The sequence below is a fragment of the Shewanella sp. genome, from assembly GCF_013214165.1.
Classification (GTDB): domain Bacteria; phylum Pseudomonadota; class Gammaproteobacteria; order Enterobacterales; family Shewanellaceae; genus Shewanella.
The window spans coordinates 1-14957 of sequence record NZ_JABSSM010000089.1; the positions used below are offsets into that span (position 1 = coordinate 1).

11 protein-coding genes and 2 pseudogenes are annotated in these 14957 nt (G+C 46.4%); 4 read left to right on the plus strand and 9 right to left on the minus strand.

Annotated features, from left to right (window positions below; genetic code table 11):
• The 6 genes from HRU42_RS18085 to glnA all read right to left on the minus strand — a co-directional run.
• On the minus strand, window positions 1-242 hold a 242-nt coding region (locus tag HRU42_RS18085), incomplete at its 3' end, for a hypothetical protein (protein ID WP_295033122.1).
• A 149-nt stretch (window positions 243-391) separates the two neighbouring features.
• Window positions 392-1801 carry a nitrogen regulation protein NR(I) gene (gene glnG / locus HRU42_RS18090; protein ID WP_295033124.1) on the minus strand — a complete coding sequence of 470 codons (1410 nt, stop codon included), beginning with the start codon at window positions 1799-1801 and terminating at the stop codon, window positions 392-394.
• Between the two features lie 70 nt (window positions 1802-1871).
• Window positions 1872-2915 carry a nitrogen regulation protein NR(II) gene (glnL, locus tag HRU42_RS18095; RefSeq protein WP_295033126.1) on the minus strand — a complete coding sequence of 348 codons (1044 nt, stop codon included), beginning with the start codon at window positions 2913-2915 and terminating at the stop codon, window positions 1872-1874.
• Between the two features lie 120 nt (window positions 2916-3035).
• Entirely contained in the window at window positions 3036-3581 is a 546-nt protein-coding gene (locus HRU42_RS18100; RefSeq protein WP_295033127.1) for a DUF4124 domain-containing protein, read from the minus strand.
• 610 nt (window positions 3582-4191) lie between these two features.
• Window positions 4192-6348 (minus strand): carbohydrate-binding family V/XII, encoded by a 2157-nt coding sequence (locus HRU42_RS18105; RefSeq protein WP_295033129.1) that lies wholly within the window; start codon window positions 6346-6348, stop codon window positions 4192-4194.
• A 175-nt stretch (window positions 6349-6523) separates the two neighbouring features.
• On the minus strand, window positions 6524-7933 hold the full coding sequence (gene glnA / locus HRU42_RS18110; protein ID WP_295033131.1) for a glutamate--ammonia ligase: 1410 nt from the start codon (window positions 7931-7933) through the stop codon (window positions 6524-6526).
• Window positions 7934-8307: 374 nt separating this feature from the next.
• Here glnA and typA point away from each other — a divergent pair, with 374 nt between their 5' ends.
• Window positions 8308-10119, plus strand: a complete 1812-nt coding sequence (gene typA / locus HRU42_RS18115; RefSeq protein WP_295033132.1) for a translational GTPase TypA — start codon at window positions 8308-8310, stop codon at window positions 10117-10119.
• A 403-nt stretch (window positions 10120-10522) separates the two neighbouring features.
• Here typA and HRU42_RS18120 read toward each other — a convergent pair whose 3' ends face one another.
• Complete coding sequence (locus tag HRU42_RS18120; protein WP_295033134.1) at window positions 10523-11359, minus strand: PhzF family phenazine biosynthesis protein; 837 nt, start codon at window positions 11357-11359, stop codon at window positions 10523-10525.
• Between the two features lie 340 nt (window positions 11360-11699).
• Here HRU42_RS18120 and HRU42_RS18125 point away from each other — a divergent pair.
• The 3 genes and pseudogenes from HRU42_RS18125 to HRU42_RS18135 all read left to right on the plus strand — a co-directional run bounded on the left by HRU42_RS18125 (window position 11700) and on the right by HRU42_RS18135 (window position 13737).
• A pseudogene (locus HRU42_RS18125) lies at window positions 11700-12943 on the plus strand (glycerophosphodiester phosphodiesterase family protein).
• Between the two features lie 216 nt (window positions 12944-13159).
• A pseudogene (locus HRU42_RS18130) lies at window positions 13160-13537 on the plus strand (NAD(P)H-dependent oxidoreductase); the annotation flags it as partial.
• Window positions 13538-13554: 17 nt separating this feature from the next.
• Window positions 13555-13737 carry a hypothetical protein gene (locus tag HRU42_RS18135; protein WP_295033136.1) on the plus strand — a complete coding sequence of 61 codons (183 nt, stop codon included), beginning with the start codon at window positions 13555-13557 and terminating at the stop codon, window positions 13735-13737.
• An 18-nt stretch (window positions 13738-13755) separates the two neighbouring features.
• Here the strand turns inward: HRU42_RS18135 and HRU42_RS18140 are convergent, their stop codons facing one another.
• Together HRU42_RS18140 and HRU42_RS18145 are read right to left on the minus strand one after the other, a co-directional pair.
• A complete protein-coding gene (locus HRU42_RS18140; protein WP_295033138.1) occupies window positions 13756-14310 on the minus strand; it encodes an AAA family ATPase in 555 nt (184 codons plus the stop codon).
• A 118-nt stretch (window positions 14311-14428) separates the two neighbouring features.
• A complete protein-coding gene (locus HRU42_RS18145) occupies window positions 14429-14827 on the minus strand; it encodes a zinc-ribbon domain-containing protein (protein ID WP_295033143.1) in 399 nt (132 codons plus the stop codon).
• Window positions 14828-14957: the final 130 nt, after the last annotated feature.

Genomic DNA, 14957 nt, shown 5'->3' on the forward strand with positions numbered 1-14957 from the left:
AACGCAACGGGCTTTTTTCGTTTAGGCCTGACTCTTTGTTGCAAGAAGTGACCGAACGAACATGGGGAATATAGATAGCGCATGCGAAGCATGCATCCTTTCATGTGATAGGTAGAGATTTGCTCCTCGGCTCTAGCAATAACATCCTTGTTAAAAGGCCAGTTCGACCTCAATGTCTCTCGCTCAAAAGCCATCATTTCATGATTCTCGCCCTGCTTCGCTCTCGATAATTGCTCCTGCATTATTATACCTTCGTCCATCCTTGGTCTCGTACCTCCTATATCCATATAGTCGTGCAATCTCGACACTTCTCACATCCATGAGGATCCTATGCGGTAGGCATAAAAAAGCCTACTTTAATCAGTAGGCTTGGTTTTTGGTAAGGAAGTCGTTAATCCATCGAGAGTTCTTTGAGCTTTCTGGTGAGGGTGTTACGCCCCCAGCCTAGTCGCTTGGCGGCTTCCTGTTTATGCCCATTGGTGTGGGCCAGCGCCGTTTCAAGTAGTATGCGCTCGAATGCTGGCTGTAATTCGGTGATTATATTATTTTCACCTGCACTGAGTCGTTCATCGATCCAAATTTTTAATGACTCTTGCCAATTCGATGGTTCTCCCGATGTTTGATTTCTGGGCTGGCTTTGCTCCTTTAGCAGTTCGGGAGGAAGATCTTGAGGTAGTATTTCTTGTCCCGATGCCATAACCATGAGCCAGCGACATGTATTTTCAAGTTGGCGGACATTGCCCGGCCAAGGCAGTTCCGAGAGTTTTTGGGCCGTCTCTGCTGTAAGGACTTTAGGTTCGACCGCTATCTCTTTTGCGGCCGATGAAAGAAAATGTCTGGCGAGTTGTGGTATGTCCTCTCTTCGTTGTGACAATGGCGGCAGGTGGACCTTAATGACATTTAGCCTATGATACAGATCTTCTCTGAAGCCTCCATTTTGTACTAATAGCTCTAAATCTTGATGGGTTGCGGCTATGATTCTCACATCGACTTGTACCGGAGAGTGGCCACCAACACGATAGAACTGACCATCGGCTAAGACTCTGAGTAATCGAGTTTGAACATCCAGAGGCATGTCACCAATTTCATCGAGAAACAGTGTGCCACCATTAGCCTGTTCGAATCTGCCCTGTCTGACTCCAGCTGCACCAGTAAAGGCGCCCTTCTCATGGCCAAAGAGTTCAGATTCGATCAAATCTTTGGGGATGGCGGCCATATTGATGGCAATAAAGGGTTTATTTTTTCGTGGACTGTGTTTGTGCAGAGCGCTGGCGACCAGCTCTTTACCTGTGCCAGACTGTCCATTGATGAGAACGCTAATAGATGATCGTGATAAACGTCCTATGGCACGAAAGACCTCCTGCATCGCCGGTGCTTCACCAATAATTTCAGGGGCTTTGACTTCTATCTCCTCTACCGTATTGATAGTTTGGTCTGTAGAGTGAGTTAATGCTCGTTCGACTAAGGTGATGGCTTCATCGATATCGAATGGTTTAGGCAGATATTCGAAAGCCCCCGCCTGATATGCGCTCACCGCACTATCCAGATCCGAATGAGCGGTTATTATGATGACTGGAATATTAGGGTAGTGAGTTTGAAGCCTCTCTAGTAAAGAGAGTCCATCCGTACCTGGCATGCGAATATCGGAGATGATCACCTTAGGCTGTGACAATTCCAGTGCTTCCCATAGAGACTCTGCAGCGGCAAAGCTTGCTGAGGAGATTTTAGCCCCCTTCAATGCTCTTTCTACGACCCAACGAATAGAGCTGTCGTCATCGAGTACCCAAACTTGCTCCGTCATACTGCTCTCCCGTGATGCTATTCAAATTTTATCGGTGTCGTGCTGGTTGTCATCTTTTTACAACTGTCGTCTATGTGGTTTTTATTGGCAGTAAAATTGTAAACTCGGTTTCTCCAGGCTTAGAATCACAGTCGATTCTCCCGCCATGTAATCTGGCAAAGTTATGAGAAATGGACAAACCTAAGCCTGAGCCTTGAGCCCTTCCTGTCACCATAGGGTAAAACAAGGTATCCATGAGCTCAGGTTTGATGCCTGGGCCATTATCGATAATAGACAAGGCAATCACGATTTTATGCCTCTGGGTGCCTATAGTGACTTGGTGTTGGGTGCGTGTCTTTATGGTTATATTGCCACCAATACCTTCCAATGCCTGAACCGCATTTTGCACAATATTAAGCACTGCCTGCTGTAGCTGTTCCGGATCCATATTAATGTCTGGAATAGAAGGGTCATAGTCTTGCTTAAATTGGATGTTTTCCGGCAGCGCCATGGTGACAAGCTTAAGCACTTTTTGAATCACTTGATGAATATTTTGCTGTGTATGCTGGGTGGGCTTCTGTGGTCCAAGCAAGCGGTCGACAAGGTTTCTTAATCTATCGGCTTGCTCGATAATCATGTCGGTGAACTCAGTTAATTCGGGGTCATCTAGCTCACGAGAAAGCAGTTGTGCCGCCCCCCTAAGTCCACCTAAAGGATTTTTGATTTCGTGTGCCAAATTACGCACTAGATATTGAGCCGCCTGTTGCTGTGCGTCTAGGGTCAATTGCTGATGAATCCGACGTTGCTGATCTACCTGTCTCAATTCGAGCAGGCCTAGCCCTTGCTCATCTTCTAATGGGGTTAAGGTTATATCCACTGTATGATGTTGATTATCCAGTGTCACTAGAGGCACTGTATTGACGGTTAACCCCTGATTATTCCTGATTGCATTACTGAGTATGTGTGTACTTACGCCTAATACTTGAAAGTTATCTGCCAGAGAATGCTCAGTTAAACGATGGCTGCTTACGCCTATTAATTGCTCGGCTGCAGCATTGGCGTAACATAATCTAAGATCCACATCTATGACCATGACTGCGGTAACGAGGTTATTGAACAGGTGTTTTAGATCCATTAGAGCTCCCAGCAAATACTATGCACCATCACAGTGCACCATTTTGGTGCGCTGCGCAATACCCTTCACCGAGTGCTCTATATCTAGAAGTTGCCTAACCATATAAAATAAATGATTTTTTTAGTTTGCACCGTTAAAAGGTGTAGGTGTTGCCTGGCGATTAATGATAGCTCTGTGAAGGAATATCTTTCTTGGAGGGGTTGATGCAAGTTGTTTGCCGTTTTGTGCAACAGCCTTGATAACAAAGCTATGCTCGCCTCTGTCGATATCCTTGAGGCTAAATATAGGGCTGATTTGTGCGGGGCCGATCACAACTCCATCCATTAGAAGCACCAATACATGCCTGGCCTCTAAATCAGGGAAAATCCGAACCATAATCGTTATCTTGCCTTCGTTATTGCGAATGGTTGCCTCTTCGTCGGGAGAGGCGATACTCAAGTTATACTGAGTTGATGAATCCTGACCGTCATTGCTAGTCGAAGAGTTAGCCTTAAATGTCTGCAATTTTATCTGGTTCTGAGTATTACTGTTAAATTCGACAGCTTCAGCGTTTTCGATGGGTTTATCCGAATAATGTATCTTACCGTCTTTATCGGTCCACTTATAAACCGTGGCTTGAGCGCAAAGGGCAAAAAATAACAGGGAGAGAGTAAGGGAGAAGCGCATAGGAGTTCCTTTGTTACATATCTTTATGCTCTTCAAGATTAGCTTCTTTTTAGCCAAAAATCATGAGTAAATTGTCTTAGTACCAAGAGATTAAAATTTCCCCCCCTGATATGTCATCCTATCGTTCACCTTTAATTGGTTCGATGATCTGGGTCGCATTGAGGTCATGGTTCAAGATCTCTGCAGCCCAATGCGCTTACCTAAGGCTCGTAGCATGTTGCCAGAACTGTCCCCATACTGACTCGCCATCGTCGAGGAAAAGTAGGCGTCTAAACCCTCGGGGCTGTTAGCATCAGAATTGTAACTATCTTGATGATGCCGATATTTTTTAATCTGTCATGTGCGCAATTGATGAGGACATTGATGGCGAAGACTCCGACACCAGCACAGATAAGCAGAGCTGAAAGTAAAATGAAGGACGAGCGATAGGGACCCAGTTTTAGCCACATACAATAGATCTATTAATTAAGTCAGATCACAGACTTACCGACAGCTAGAGGCTCCAAACTATATCTGAGTGTCAACTCACCTGAGAAGTGGCGTAGGTACTAAAGCAGGCCTGCAAGAGCAGCGCAGACCAGCTTTAGTCTAATTCATCGTCAGCACGATGCTAACGGCCTCTCTTGCCTTCTCTGATCTTACCACTCTGACGGGCATTGCGAGAACGATTTAGCCCTGCACGATCTAAATTACTATTATTCATCTGTTGGCTGGAAGTACTCGGTCTAGTTGGCGTCGTCGTTGGCTTGCTGATGTTCCGATTATGTAAACTGTTATCTGTGTTCTGACGCATCTCAGGTGTAGGAGTCCAACTGTCTCGGTCACGACTCTGCCATTGGCCATTGTTATCTCGAGCCAGGTTGCCATTCTTGTCGGCAAACACATCATTGGCGCGGCTGGAATTATGAGTCGCTTGCCTAGACTTGTTATTAAGCTTAGCCGGGTCGGCATTGCGGACTCGATTATTCTCGCGGTTATAGAGGTTGCTGCCAGCCGTGATGTTAGCTGGGATATTGTTATTTTTTGCTAACTTAGTGGAGATGTCGTTTCGGTTGCCTATGCTGATGCTATTGCCAATATTGATGTTGCCTGTGTTAATCACCACGGGTCGACGATAACCGCCACCATAGTAACCACCACAACACCGAGCCGGGGAGTAGTGTCGACCCCAGCCTGCATTCCAGCCTACACCAACGCGGAAGAAGCCATTACTCCAGCTTACGCCGACATTCCATCCCGTCCATGGGTTGTAGCCAACATGTAGGCCCCATGTCGGCGGGCGCGGGTAGTAGTATCGACCCCAATAAGGTGGGTAATACCAGCCCGTGCCGTAGACAGGCACGCCATAGTAGGGGTAGGACCACATATAGCCAGGAGTGTATCCAACGTACACAATTTCTGGTGTGGAGTCATATATTGCGACATAGGTGGTGTTGTAAACTGGCGAGCTGGGAGGAATTTTGGCCAACTCTTCAGTGGGAATATTATCCGCGACAATCCAGGGGCCTGTTGCCGAGCTGGCGGTGAACCAAACTCCGTTGTCGACCGCATAATATTGCTCATTAATATTCAGCACCTGAGTGCTGGTGTTAACGGCATAGGCGACCTGAGTGCCGGGAATTGATTCAAATTTAGGGTCACCATCATAGGTAACGTCAAGTGTAGCCTCGCTACGCTTGATGGCTGCAGTTTGGGGGATCTGTGCATCGAGCATGGCCTCGTCGGCTTCTTGTGTACCCGCGACGGAGACTCTCAAGCCACCAATATCTGATCCCGGCGGAATATCATTAAAACTGGCGGGCAGCTTATCGGCGCGAACAAATGTCCAGGGGCCAGTCTCCTTGTTTGCTTTAAACCAACGTCCGGAGAGGAGCAGGTACATGTCACTAGTGGATGTGTCTCTTATCCAAGCCGTCTCGGTGTTACTCACATAAAGTAACTTGCCTTGGGATAGGCTCTTCCACTGAGGTTTACCCTGGGTTGCCACTAGCTCGCTGGGTTCCTCGACTGCGATCACAGCAGGAGCGACGCTGGCATTAGCCCTTTCTTGGTCGGATGCGGGGAGCATCTGCACCAAATCTTCGGGTGGATAATCCGTGACGCGCCATGGCCCCATCGGGTGATCCGCGACATACCAGAATGTGCCACTGCTGAGGTAAACCTTGTTTGTCTTAGTATGGCGAGCAACGGCGAAAGGTGTATTTAATGCACGTTCATAGGGGCTGTTTTCTATGTCTCTGAATTGAGCCGAGCCATCATATGACAGTAAGACGCTGAGCTGCTGGCGAAAGATAATATTGGGGGCATCATTTTTAATGGCCTCCAGGCTGTGCTTTTCTTGTTCTGCATTGGCTAGGCTGGCGGAGAGTCGCGCCATCGATATCTCGAAGGTGCTATTAGCGAGTGCGTTCTCCACCACATTGGTAAACTTTTGCTCGGCAGTTGCCGTCGAATCTGGCCATTTGACGCGTGTGACTGCCAAGTTTCTGACCCTGGCATTGTCACTGTCGGTATCCAGGCGTGCACTAAACCAAAATACACCAAATATAGGCGGCTTGTTGTCGATAAACTCGAGCGACATTGCCGCTCGGCCCTGAAGAATATTACCGGAAAGAGACTCGGGCTGAGGTTGATAAACAACAATAGTCCCTTGCTTATGCGTGACTTCCTGTGGCCATTGCATGGCGTTGACATCGAGTGTCCCTATTAGCATAAGAGTAATCGCGGTGAAGATGAAGCCTAGCCAAGCTGTAATTTTAGAGGACATAACAGCGCCTTATTTAGAGGCCAATGTTAAAGCATAGTTGTTAATGTTGGCGCTCGCGATCGGATATAGAAGATGATGGCATACAGAGCCAAAAAGATGGAGCCAAAAAAAAGCCCTAAACAAGATGTTCAGGGCTGGTATCTAGTCACTTATGAACTAACAGCTAGCTCAGAGATTATAAGCTGTAGTAAAGTTCAAATTCGACAGGGTGAGTCGTCTGGTTAACGCGCTCAACATCTTCAGTCTTAAGCTTGATATATGAATCGATGAAATCGTCGCTGAAGACTTCGCCGCGAGTCAAGAATTCACGATCCGCATCCAGACACTCGAGTGCATTTTCTAATGACGTTGCAACGGTTGGAATTTCTGCTGCTTCTTCCGGAGGCAGATCATAAAGATCCTTGTCCATGGCTTCACCTGGGTGGGTCTTGTTCTGAATACCGTCTAGGCCCGCCATCAGCATAGCCGAGAATGCCAAATATGGGTTAGCCATAGGATCACCGAATCTGAGTTCGATACGACGTCCCTTAGGGCTTGGAACCAAAGGAATACGGATCGAAGCCGAGCGGTTAGCCGCAGAATATGCCAGCATTACAGGTGCTTCGAAGTGTGGGATCAGACGCTTGTATGAGTTGGTGGCTGGGTTAGAGAAGGCGTTAATCGCACGAGCATGCTTGATCACACCGCCGATAAAGAAAATTGCCATCTCGCTCAATCCGCCGTACTTGTCGCCGGCAAATAGGTTAGTGCCATCTTTGGCTAGCGAGATATGCACGTGCATGCCGCTACCATTGTCGCCAACGATAGGCTTAGGCATAAAGGTGGCTGTCTTGCCGTAAACATGGGCAACGTTATGCACCACGTATTTTAATACCTGAACTTCATCGGCCTTGAGCGTTAGCGTGTTGTAACGTGTGGCGATCTCGTTCTGACCGGCGGTAGCCACTTCATGGTGATGAGCCTCGACAACTTGACCCATCTCCTCGAGAATAAGACACATGGCGCTACGGATATCTTGTGAAGAATCGACCGGAGGCACAGGGAAGTATCCGCCCTTAACGCCAGGTCTGTGGCCCGTGTTACCACCTTCGTAGCTGGTTCCTGAGTTCCAGCTGGCTTCTTCGGCGTCTAGCTTATAGAAGCAGCCTGACATATCGGCGCCATACTTAACGTCGTCGAACAGGAAAAATTCTGGTTCTGGACCGATCAATACGGTATCTGCCAAGCCAGTAGAGCGAAGATACTCTTCGGCTTTCTTGGCGATAGAGCGTGGGTCACGGTTATAACCTGTCATGGTGCCAGGATTGAGAATATCGCAACGTATGTTAGCCGTGGTATCTGCGGTGAAAGGATCCAATACGAAGCTGTCGGGATCTGGCATTAATACCATGTCGGATTCGTTGATGCCCTTCCAACCTGAAATAGATGAACCATCGAACATCTTGCCGTCTTCAAAAAAATCTGCATCGACCTGATGCGAAGGAATTGAAACATGCTGTTCTTTACCGCGGGTATCGGTAAAGCGTAGATCAACAAACTTAACTTCTAATTCTTCGAGTTGTTGTAACACTGATTCAGCTGACATTCTAAGTCTCCGAGTAGGGTAAAGGCTAAGCCCTTATTTATTTCTAAATTTCTATTAGCGCTTTTATGCGATTCTGACTTTTAATAAGCTAGACTCGTGCCAAAAGCGTAAGATTATGATTTTTAAGAAAACTGAAGCGGCATGCTGCACGCAGATATGAAAGTATGCACTATGGTGGTGCGTTAAGTGGTCTATCTTGGTGCGATCACCATGATGGTGCGAAGGCAGACAAACATACTATTCATAGCTGACTAAAAAATAATCCTGTGCGAGAGCACTCGGCTAGAGTAGAATGACACGTTTTTTATTGCAACAGCTATTATTAAGGCTGTTTCAAATATCCCACAATAATATAGATGGTAAGAGGTTTATTAGTGTTAGAGAATTTACGTAACATCGCCATTATTGCACACGTTGACCATGGTAAAACTACCCTGGTAGACAAGTTGCTGGCGCAGTCTGGAACCCTTGAGTCCCGAGGAGAAGCCACTGAGCGGGTGATGGATTCAAACGATCTTGAAAAGGAACGTGGAATCACGATTCTTGCAAAGAACACTGCCATCAAGTGGAATGATTACCGTATCAACATCGTGGATACTCCAGGTCACGCCGATTTCGGTGGTGAAGTTGAGCGCGTTCTTTCTATGGTTGATTCAGTATTGCTACTTGTCGACGCAGTTGACGGTCCAATGCCACAGACTCGCTTCGTCACAAAGAAAGCGTTCGCCCTAGGTCTTAAGCCTATTGTTGTTATCAACAAGATTGACCGTCCTGGTGCGCGTCCTGATTGGGTTATCGACCAAGTTTTCGATCTGTTCGACAACTTAGGTGCTACCGATGAGCAGTTAGACTTCCCAATCGTTTATGCTTCTGCATTGAACGGTTTCGCCGGTCTGGACCCTGACATCACTGAAGGCGACATGACGCCACTGTTCGAGACGATTGTCGAGAAAGTTTCTTCACCCGATGCTGATGCAGAAGGTGATCTACAGATGCAGATCTCCCAGATCGATTACAACAACTACGTGGGCGTTATCGGTATCGGTCGCATCAAGCGCGGCAGCATCAAGACTAACCAGCAAGTGACCATCATCAGTGCCGATGGTACGAAGCGTAACGGTAAAGTTGGTCAGGTACTAGGTTACATGGGTCTTGATCGTACCGAAGTTGAAGTCGGTACTGCCGGTGACATCGTGGCTGTCACGGGTCTGGGTCAACTCCTTATCTCGGATACTGTCTGTGCTACTACTAACGTAGAGGCATTGGAGCCCTTGTCTGTCGATGAGCCTACTCTGACTATGACCTTCCAGGTCAACACCTCTCCATTCGCGGGTAAAGAAGGTAAGTACGTGACTTCACGTAACATCCTTGAGCGTCTGCAGCAGGAGCTGATACACAACGTAGCGCTACGTGTTGAAGAGACCGAGAGCCCGGATCGTTTCCGTGTTTCTGGTCGTGGTGAACTTCACCTGTCAATTCTGATCGAAAACATGCGTCGTGAAGGTTACGAGCTAGCCGTGTCTCGTCCAGAAGTTATCGTTAAAGAGATCGATGGCGTGATGTGTGAGCCATTCGAAAACTTGACTGTTGACATTGAAGAGCAGCATCAAGGTTCTGTTATCGAGAAGCTGGGTATCCGTAAAGCTGACATGCGTGACATGCAGTTAGACGGTAAGGGTCGTGTACGTATCGATTTCGTTATCCCAAGTCGTGGCCTAATTGGTTTCCAAACTGACTTCATGACAGCCACTTCAGGTTCTGGCCTTATCTACCATTCATTCGACCATTACGGTCCAGTGAAAGGCGGTGATATCGGTCAGCGTGCTCGTGGCGTATTGATCTCTAACGGTACTGGTAAAGCACTGACTTTCGCCCTGTTTAACCTTCAAGCTCGTGGTCGTCTATTTATCGGACACGCCGCAGAAGTGTATGAAGGTCAGGTTGTCGGTCTGCATGCTCGCGCAAATGACTTAACGGTTAACTGTTTGAAAGGTAAGCAGCTGACTAACATGCGTGCATCGGGTACCGATGAGGCGCAAGTACTGACTCCGCCTATCAACATGACACTCGAGCAGGCGCTTGAGTTCATCGATGATGACGAATTGGTAGAAGTTACGCCGCTGAACATTCGTGTTCGTAAGCGTTACTTGAGCGAGAACGAGCGTAAGCGTCATAACCGTAAGTAATCTTTTTGATTGGTTACGTTAATCGAAACGTAAGGTTTCGAGTTGCGTAAGAAAAGCCCTGAGCATGCAAATGCTCAGGGCTTTTTTATGTCGGGAACATTTACCAGTACCCAGGGATGGGCAAGTACTGGTATTTGTACAGGGCCTCTTGTAAGTATGAGTTATCCCCGGAGTACAGGATGTACTAGGAGGGGATTTGTATTGGCCTCAAATTAGGCCAAGTGGAATTGGATTGGGTTCATTGGGCTAGTTTGGAATTTGGCAATGTTGCGAATGCCATTACTTCATGGTTATCTATCACCTGCCGTGGGTCTAGCTGCTTCATGAAAATGGCATGCAGGGTAGTGTGGGGGCCGGAGGCTAGATACCTCCGGCTACCCGATTATGCCTTAAAACTATTAAATTAAACAAAACAGATGTTTGCAACTTTCACAACATCACCTGATACCCAAATATTGGATACTGTCGATTCTTTTGTTTCAACGTAAGCTTCGATTTCACTTGGCCTGCCTAATAACCTACCTTGTGAGATGATTATAGGTGAATCACAAAGGGCTAATTCATGTTTAACAAGAAAGGCGGCAGTAGGACCCGCTGCACTTCCTGTGGCAATATCTTCTACAGAACCATGGTTATCCCACGTTCTACCTTCAAAGTTTAATATGTCGATAATATACACAAATTTTGCACCAAATCTTTCTAATAACTTTTCGAAGTATCCGATACCAATATTGGCATTCTCTATTCCACTAGTTATCGGAACAATTAGATAAGGCAAACCTGTTGAAATTACTTCTAACGGATAATTAGCCAAATTTTTTGAGCTTAAATTTAATGCTGATAGCGCTTCTTCTGCTTCGTTGAAAGTCAGAGTACGAATATACTCTGGTGTCCCTTGCGCCATCGATGCATAAAAATATGTATCTGTTTTTTTAGTTTTCACAGTAACAGATTTTTGGTTTAAATCTATTTTCCACTCTCTTGGCTTGAGATCTCCAGATTCTTCATGGAGGTGAGCGGCTAAACCAATGATGGGATGGCCAGCAAAATCGAGCTCTTCCTCTACAGTAAAGATTTTTGCCCTAACAGATGACTCGTGATCATTTACTTTAACGAAAATCGATTCAAATTGACGCATTTTTTGCGTAAGCGATAACATTTCATTCGCATCTAAAGAATCGTAATCATAAAATATTGTTAGTCCATTGCCTGAAAGCTTCTCTTTAGCAAATACGTCCACTAGTTTACATTTCATAAATTATTACTTATTCCTTTAAGATTAAATTAGATCACACTATAAATTACAAAGACGCATAACGCCCAGCTAATAAGTGAGCCTAGAGCTGGCAGTAAATGGGATGGCTGCCTTCGGTGTTTTTCAAGATAGCTAGGAGTCTCCTCTGGTTTTTGGCTCTGAATACCTTAAACGGACTCAGCAGGTTAACGTTAACTGCCCATGTTTACTTGTTAGTCATAATTTCATATTCTCCCCTAGCGCCATGTTGGCGGGAAATATAAGGGAGTGATATCGCTAATCACTCTCGCACGGATTGGCTTCTTTCATAATCACGGATGTACAGATGAACCAGAAAAACCTTACGCCCTGTGCGTTACTACTGACGCTCGCCACTAGCCTAGTGCTGACAGCTTGTAATGTTAACGACAGCAAGGATCCTCAGGCTAAAGTTGCCGCCCAAGTCGGGCTCAGACCCCTGTTTCTGGTACGCCAGATGCAAGACAGCCAGCTCAAGACACAACTGGCGCAATGCGCCAGCGACAATTTTTACCGCAGCGACTTCTCCATAGGTCATAGAGGCGCGCCGATGCAGTTCCCCGAGCACACCAGAGAGTCTTATCAGGCGGCCATCGACTCGGGCGCAGGTATCGTAGAGTGCGACGTCACTTTCACTTCAGACAAGGCCTTGGTTTGTCGCCACTCCCAGTGTGATTTGGCTGATACCACCAATATATTGGCCATCCCTGAACTTGCCAGCCAGTGCACCAGGACCCTCTCAATGGTGTAACGGCTAGCGCAACGTGCTGCACCAGTGATATCACCTTAGCCGAATTTAAGACCTTAAGAGGCAAGATGGAGGGGGCTAATCCTAATGCCAGCAACGTAGCAGAGTATATGGCTGGCACTGTCAATTGGCGAACGGATCTCTACGCCGGCAACGGCACCCTGATGACCCACGCCGAGAGTATCCAGCTGTTCGACAAGGCAGGCATTAAGATGACGCCGGAGCTCAAAGAGGCCAGCGTGCAGATGCCCTTCGATGGTTTTAGCCAGCATGACTACGCTCAGAAGATGCTCGACGAATACACGGCTGCGGGTATCGACCCTGCTCGTGTTTACCCTCAGTCTTTCCATCTCGAAGATATCACCTATTGGTTAGCTAACGCCCCCGAGTTTGCGGCTCAAGCTGTGTTTCTCGATGATCGATACGATGATGCTGGCTTCGACCCACAGAGTGAGACCAGCTGGGTGCCCTCGATGACGGATTTGAAGGATCAGGGCGTGGAAATTATCGCCCCGCCTCTGTGGGTGTTGGTCACTCTGGATAACGAAGGCGCGCTGATCCCTTCTGACTATGCCAATGCCGCCAGCGAGGCCGGGCTTAAGATCATCGCCTGGTCACTGGAACGCTCTGGCCTGCTGATCGACGGCGGTGGTTGGTACTATAAAAGCATCACGGATGCCATAGACAACGAAGGCGATGTGTTCGAGCTACTGGATGTGTTGGCTAAAGATATCGGCGTGATGGGCGTGTTTTCTGATTGGCCGTCAACCGTGACGTACTACGCTAACTGCACTGGTAGATAAGAGTACTAAGTAGCAAGGGGGCAGGTTATTTCACTGCCCCATCATTTATATCAATAGAGATATTCATTAAAGAATCACAACACACCGGCCACGCATCAGGACCTAGGGATAATCGACCCCATAATGCAACAGCGTCGAGTTTTCAGCTGCGGATAAATGTTGAATAATTCTCTAGCGAGTATGAAGGCTAGGCTTATTGGTGCTGCTAGAGCGACAGTTCTGATTTCTTCGCCAATGTACAACTATGGCATGCCAGCGGTGCTGAAAGCATGGTTCGACCAGGTGATTAGAGTGAATAAGACTTTCTCTTTTGATTTGGCGAGGGGGGACTTTCCTTTGGAACCCATGATGTCGGGAAAAACACTCGTGCTCATTTCATCAAGCGGTGAGTTTGGCTTTGAAATTGGCGGTATTAGAGAAAAGATGAACCACTTAGGGCCACATATTGAAGTGTTAGGAAAATATCTAGGTGTTGAGGCTTTCTATGAAATTCAATCAGAGTATCAAGAATTTGACGATGCAAGGCATGAAAAGTCTCTTAAAGATGCCCTCGCAGCTATAGAGGCGCTTGTACAACAGCTTTCTGGCGACTAGTTAATCGAAGACATACCTTGCTTGTAAAAAATTCTGATGTAGATACGGCTGCTCGCTTCGATGACATGGCGAGGTTTTACAAGGTGAAACTCTTCGAGCGAGAGATAGAAAGATATGGCTGTCTTGCCCTGCTCTACCTCCTGAATCCATTCAGTCGTGTGCGGAGCCGCATGCAGGGTGGTGTGGGGGCTGGAGGCTAGACACCTCCGGTTACCCGATTAGTTTGTATAAGTTCTCAACCAGTTACCAATTAAACTTGTGCATGCCTCAACAGAAATGACATCCCTAATTGATAGGTTACAATTGTCACGGACTTGATTTGCAGCCTCAATATAAATATCCCTAAAGTGATCATCGTAATTTGCCAAGTACCTAGAAATTGAATTTAATGAATCTGGCGGTGGGTTATCCGTATTTCTTTGGATCACCCGAGATAGGCATATTTCCATAGGTTGATCTAACAAAACCACATAATCTATTAATGAAGAAATTGAATCACGCTCCCTTCCAAAGGGCTCTTCTAGAAAAATATACTTGCTATCGTTACTCCTAATCAGTTTGCCAAGAGCACTAGCCAATTCAGGAGTTTTAATCTCTGATACGTTTGCCCCATTTTCATACCACTCTTTCATATTGGCTGGATATGTGTGGTTTACGACAAAGTCATCAAAGTGCAAATTAGGGCATTTAAATTCATCAGATAATTTCTTAACTAGTGTAGTTTTTCCGCAACCAGAAGCACCACTTATAGCTATAACTTTCACTTGACTCATTTATTACACCAATGCCTGATTTGCAAACTAACGCCCAAATAATGGACTAAAAATAGTTGGTTAAAATTAGCTACGCAGGAGAAAAACCAACTGTTTTTAGTCCTGATTTATTTGCTTGTTAGCTACGGATGTCAATATTTAGTTTTTTTTCATCACGTAAATAACCCAGTTGGTACAACTCCATTGCTATCTTTTTAAGTTCTCGACTTTCTGGTACTGCTCTATTTTCAGTCTCTACAAGTACTTGGTATCGCTTCTGCATCAATCGTATCTCTTGGTCTTTCTTTCGACATTCAACACACCGAGTACAATGTGCATCTATCCAAAAACCAAGTTCCTCAAACCAATGTTTCTGCTCTTGAGCAAAGAAGATAAATGGGCGACCGCACACCTCACATTCCTCTTCTATATCTACATATGTGGAACGAGGATATATCGCGTAATTCTGTTTAGTGGTGTCAGCAGCAATAGCAGTTTCGGGAAAAAAATTAAGGCCAGAGTACCTCCAATGAGACATTGCCCCCCTGTGTCAGGATAGTTGTCACCCCTTAAAATAATCCATTAAATCAATATAGGGGGCGGTAAACAGAGAGCGAGATGACCCGATATTCACAAGAACGTAAAGAAGCGATCCTTAAAAAGTTATT

Coding starts and splice junctions, on each gene's coding strand:
- HRU42_RS18105 (WP_295033129.1), bottom strand. CDS start 6,348: ATGTCCTCTAAAATTACAGCTTGGCTAGGCTTCATCTTCACCGCGATT.
- HRU42_RS18140 (WP_295033138.1), bottom strand. CDS start 14,310: ATGAGTCAAGTGAAAGTTATAGCTATAAGTGGTGCTTCTGGTTGCGGA.
- glnA (WP_295033131.1), bottom strand. CDS start 7,933: ATGTCAGCTGAATCAGTGTTACAACAACTCGAAGAATTAGAAGTTAAG.
- HRU42_RS18145 (WP_295033143.1), bottom strand. CDS start 14,827: ATGTCTCATTGGAGGTACTCTGGCCTTAATTTTTTTCCCGAAACTGCT.
- glnL (WP_295033126.1), bottom strand. CDS start 2,915: ATGGATCTAAAACACCTGTTCAATAACCTCGTTACCGCAGTCATGGTC.
- glnG (WP_295033124.1), bottom strand. CDS start 1,801: ATGACGGAGCAAGTTTGGGTACTCGATGACGACAGCTCTATTCGTTGG.
- HRU42_RS18100 (WP_295033127.1), bottom strand. CDS start 3,581: ATGCGCTTCTCCCTTACTCTCTCCCTGTTATTTTTTGCCCTTTGCGCT.